The organism is Mesorhizobium sp. M7A.F.Ca.AU.002.02.1.1, assembly GCF_003998535.1.
Classification (GTDB): Bacteria; Pseudomonadota; Alphaproteobacteria; order Rhizobiales; family Rhizobiaceae; genus Mesorhizobium; species Mesorhizobium ciceri.
Genome location: NZ_RZPB01000611.1, coordinates 1 through 3594, shown reverse-complemented (window position 1 = coordinate 3594; position 3594 = coordinate 1). Strand labels below are relative to the sequence as shown.

The following is a 3594-nucleotide window of genomic DNA, read 5'->3' as shown; positions in this document are numbered from 1 at the left end:
TTTCCGGTGCCGGCCACGACGCCTGCTGGATCAACCGCGTCGCGCCCACCGCCATGGTGATGTGCCCTTGCGTCGATGGCCTCAGCCACAACGAGGCCGAAGAGATCACCAAGGAATGGGCTTCGGCGGGTGCCGATGTCTTGTTCCACGCGGTGGTGGAGACGGCTGTCATCGTGGAGTGAGCTTAGAATCCACCTTCCAAACGACGCTCGTAAAGAAGCGCGAAGAGAACAAGGGAACAGTCAATGACCAAAGTCATCCGAAACGGCACCATCGTCACCGCCGACCGCACCTGGAAGGCCGATGTGCTGATGCAGCACGGCAAGATCGTCGCCATCGGTTCGGGCCTGCATGGCGACCATGAGTTCGACGCCACCGGCTGCTACATCATGCCGGGCGGCATCGACCCGCACACCCATCTCGAAATGCCGTTCATGGGCACCTATTCGGCCGATGATTTCGAATCCGGCACGCGCGCGGCGCTCTCCGGCGGCACGACGATGGTGGTCGATTTCTGCCTGCCGGCGCCGCAGCAGTCGCTGCTCGAAGCCTTGCAGATGTGGGACAACAAGACCTCGAAGGCGTCGTGCGACTACTCCTTCCACATGGCGATCACCTGGTGGGGCAAGCAGGTGTTCGACGAGATGGCCACGGTCGTCGACAAGGGCATCACCTCGTTCAAGCATTTCATGGCCTACAAGGGCGCGCTGATGGTCGACGACGACGAGATGTATGCGTCGTTCCAGCGCTGCGCCGATCTCGGCGCGCTGCCGCTCGTTCATGCCGAGAATGGCGACGTGGTGGCGGCACTGTCGCAGAAGCTGCTGGCTGCCGGCAACAACGGCCCCGAGGGCCACGCCTATTCGCGGCCGCCCGAAGTGGAAGGCGAGGCGACCAACCGCGCCATCATGATCGCCGACATGGCCGGCGTGCCGCTCTATGTCGTGCATGTCTCCTGCGAGCAGAGCCACGAGGCGATCCGCCGGGCGCGCCAGAAGGGCATGCGGGTGTTCGGCGAGCCGCTGATCCAGCACCTGACGCTGGACGAGAGCGAGTATTTCGACAAGGACTGGGACCATGCGGCACGCCGCGTGATGAGTCCGCCCTTCCGCAACAAATCGCACCAGGACTCGCTGTGGGCCGGCCTGCAGGCGGGTTCGCTGCAGGTGGTGGCGACCGATCATTGCGCTTTCACCACCAAACAGAAGCGCAACGGCGTCGGCGATTTCACCAAGATCCCGAACGGCACCGGCGGGCTTGAAGACCGCATGCCGGTGCTGTGGACCACAGGCGTCAACACCGGCCGGCTGACGATGAACGAGTTCGTCGCGGTGACCTCGACCAACATCGCCAAGATCCTCAACATGTATCCGAAGAAGGGCGCCATCGTAGAGGGTGCCGACGCCGACATCGTCGTCTGGGATCCCAAGCGCAAGAAGACAATTTCGTCCAAGAAGCAGCAATCGGTGATCGACTACAATGTCTTCGAGGGTTTCGAGGTGACCGGCCTGCCGCGGTTCGTGTTCTCGCGGGGCGAACTGTCGATCCAGGAGTCCGAGGTCAAGACCAAGCCCGGCCATGGTGAATTCGTCGGCCGCGAGCCGAATGCGGCCGTCAACCGGGCGCTGTCGACGTGGAAGGAAATCTCCGCGCCGCGCAAGGTGGAACGCACCGGCATCCCGGCGACCGGGGTTTGAGGTGCGGCGCGGGGGACTTCTTTTCGCGGCAGTTTTGGTTCTGGTGGCCAGCCAAGTGTCGGCGGCCGGCATCGACCTAGCCAAACCTTATGGCAACAAGTCCGGCTGCATCAACAAGAACGGCCAGGAAGTCTACGCCGAGGACATGCTGCTTCTAACCAACACCGACTTCATCACGGCGACGAGCGCTTGCACCTTCACCGGCAAGAGGGTCCAGGCCGACGGCTCGCTTGTGGTGAAGGCGGAGTGCGAGGCCGAAGGCGAAGAGGGCAAGTCGCCCGCCACCTTCATCATCAAGCACAGCACCAAGAACGCCAAGAAACTGGTGATCGCGGATGCGGACGGCACCGTCTATGGGGAAGTGTCTCGGTGCCGATGATTGCCGAAGCTGGCGGGCGCAAACCTCTAGCAATTGGCCGACGGGCGCCTAGCCCGGCGAAGTCAGCTTCCGGCGACCAGCGCATCCAGTTCCGGCAGCAGGACGACGCTCTCCTGTTCGTTGGGATCGGTGCGCGCAATGACGGCAGAGGACGGGGCGCCGCTCAGGTTGGCCGGCAGATGCGGCACGCCGGCGGGGATGTAGAAGAGATCACCGGCCTTGACGACGATATGATGCTCGAGCCGGTCGCCATACCAGGTGTGAACTTCGCCGGAGAGCACATAGATCGCCGTCTCGTGGCTCTCGTGCATATGCGCCTTGGCGCGGGCGCCGGGCGGCATGGTGAGCATGTGCATGCAGATGCCGGAGGCACCGACGGTCTCGGCGGCAATGCCGGCGAAATAGGTCAGCCCCTGCTTGCCTTCATAAGTGCTTTCAGGGCGGATAAGATGACAAGTGGGTTTAGGCGACATCGGGGAAACTCCGGGCGTCGATCGCGTGGGACAAGGTCAGAGGGACAGGGCCAAATGGGACAGGGCAAGTGGAAAACAACATCGCGATAAAAGCAATCGGATTCCAGCCGCCGCGGGAACGGAAACAGGCAGGCGGCAACCGATGACGGGGAATTCGCCAGCCGTCGTCGCGGCAAGCAAACTCGGGCTGACTTTCCAGACCAATGACGGGCCGGTGCAGGCGCTGTCCAATGTCGATCTCACCATCGGCAAGGGCGAGTTCGTCTCCTTCATCGGGCCTTCGGGCTGCGGCAAGACCACGCTGCTGCGCGTCATCGCCGATCTGGAGAAGCCGACCTCGGGGGCGATTTCCGTCAATGGCATGACAGCAGAGCAGGCGCGCGAGAAACGCGCCTATGGCTATGTCTTTCAGGCGGCGGCGCTGTTTCCGTGGCGGACCATCGAGCGCAATGTGGGGCTGCCGCTGGAGATCATGGGCCTATCCAGGGCGGAGCAAGGCGAGCGGATCAAGCGCACGCTCGGCCTCGTCAACCTCTCTGGATTCGAGAAGAAATATCCCTGGCAGCTCTCGGGCGGCATGCAGCAGCGCGCCTCGATTGCCCGTGCGCTGGCCTTCGACGCCGACCTGCTGCTGATGGACGAGCCGTTCGGCGCGCTGGACGAGATCGTGCGCGACCATCTCAACGAGCAGCTGCTGGAATTGTGGGGACGCACCAACAAGACCATCTGCTTCGTCACCCACTCCATTCCGGAGGCCGTCTATCTGTCGACGCGCATCGTCGTCATGTCGCCGCGCCCGGGCCGTGTCAGCGACATCATCGAATCGACGCTGCCGAGAGAGCGGCCGCTCGACATCCGCGAGACGCCGGAGTTTCTGGCGATCGCAGCGCGGGTGCGGGACGGGCTGCGCGCGGGGCACAGCTATGATGATTGAGGGGCAGGATGAGCTTCCTCCTCTCCCCAACGGGGAGAGGAGGGCGCCAGTCGGCTGAGGCCCGCTAGATGGACACCTTCCGCGACAAGCTCGTTCCCGTCACCTCCATCC

At 63.4% G+C, this 3594-nt stretch carries 5 protein-coding genes; 4 read left to right on the top strand and 1 reads right to left on the bottom strand.

All coding sequences use genetic code 11. The features are described 5' to 3' along the window. From EN879_RS27820 to EN879_RS27810, 3 genes are all read left to right on the top strand, one after another. The coding region (locus tag EN879_RS27820) for a M20/M25/M40 family metallo-hydrolase (protein ID WP_127274380.1) at window positions 1-182 on the top strand (182 nt) is incomplete at its 5' end. 63 nt (window positions 183-245) lie between these two features. Beyond that, on the top strand, window positions 246-1697 hold the full coding sequence (gene hydA, locus EN879_RS27815) for a dihydropyrimidinase (RefSeq protein WP_063168503.1): 1452 nt from the start codon (window positions 246-248) through the stop codon (window positions 1695-1697). A 43-nt stretch (window positions 1698-1740) separates the two neighbouring features. After that, the gene (locus EN879_RS27810; RefSeq protein ID WP_244514313.1) at window positions 1741-2076 is read left to right on the top strand and encodes a hypothetical protein; all 336 of its coding nucleotides are present in this window, start codon (window positions 1741-1743) and stop codon (window positions 2074-2076) included. 62 nt (window positions 2077-2138) lie between these two features. Here the strand turns inward: EN879_RS27810 and EN879_RS27805 are convergent, their stop codons facing one another. Next, window positions 2139-2549 (bottom strand): cupin domain-containing protein, encoded by a 411-nt coding sequence (locus EN879_RS27805; protein WP_013530912.1) that lies wholly within the window; start codon window positions 2547-2549, stop codon window positions 2139-2141. Window positions 2550-2691: 142 nt separating this feature from the next. On the opposite strand from EN879_RS27805, the gene EN879_RS27800 reads away from it, so the two are divergent. Next, window positions 2692-3483 (top strand): ABC transporter ATP-binding protein, encoded by a 792-nt coding sequence (locus EN879_RS27800; protein WP_013530913.1) that lies wholly within the window; start codon window positions 2692-2694, stop codon window positions 3481-3483. Window positions 3484-3594: the final 111 nt, after the last annotated feature.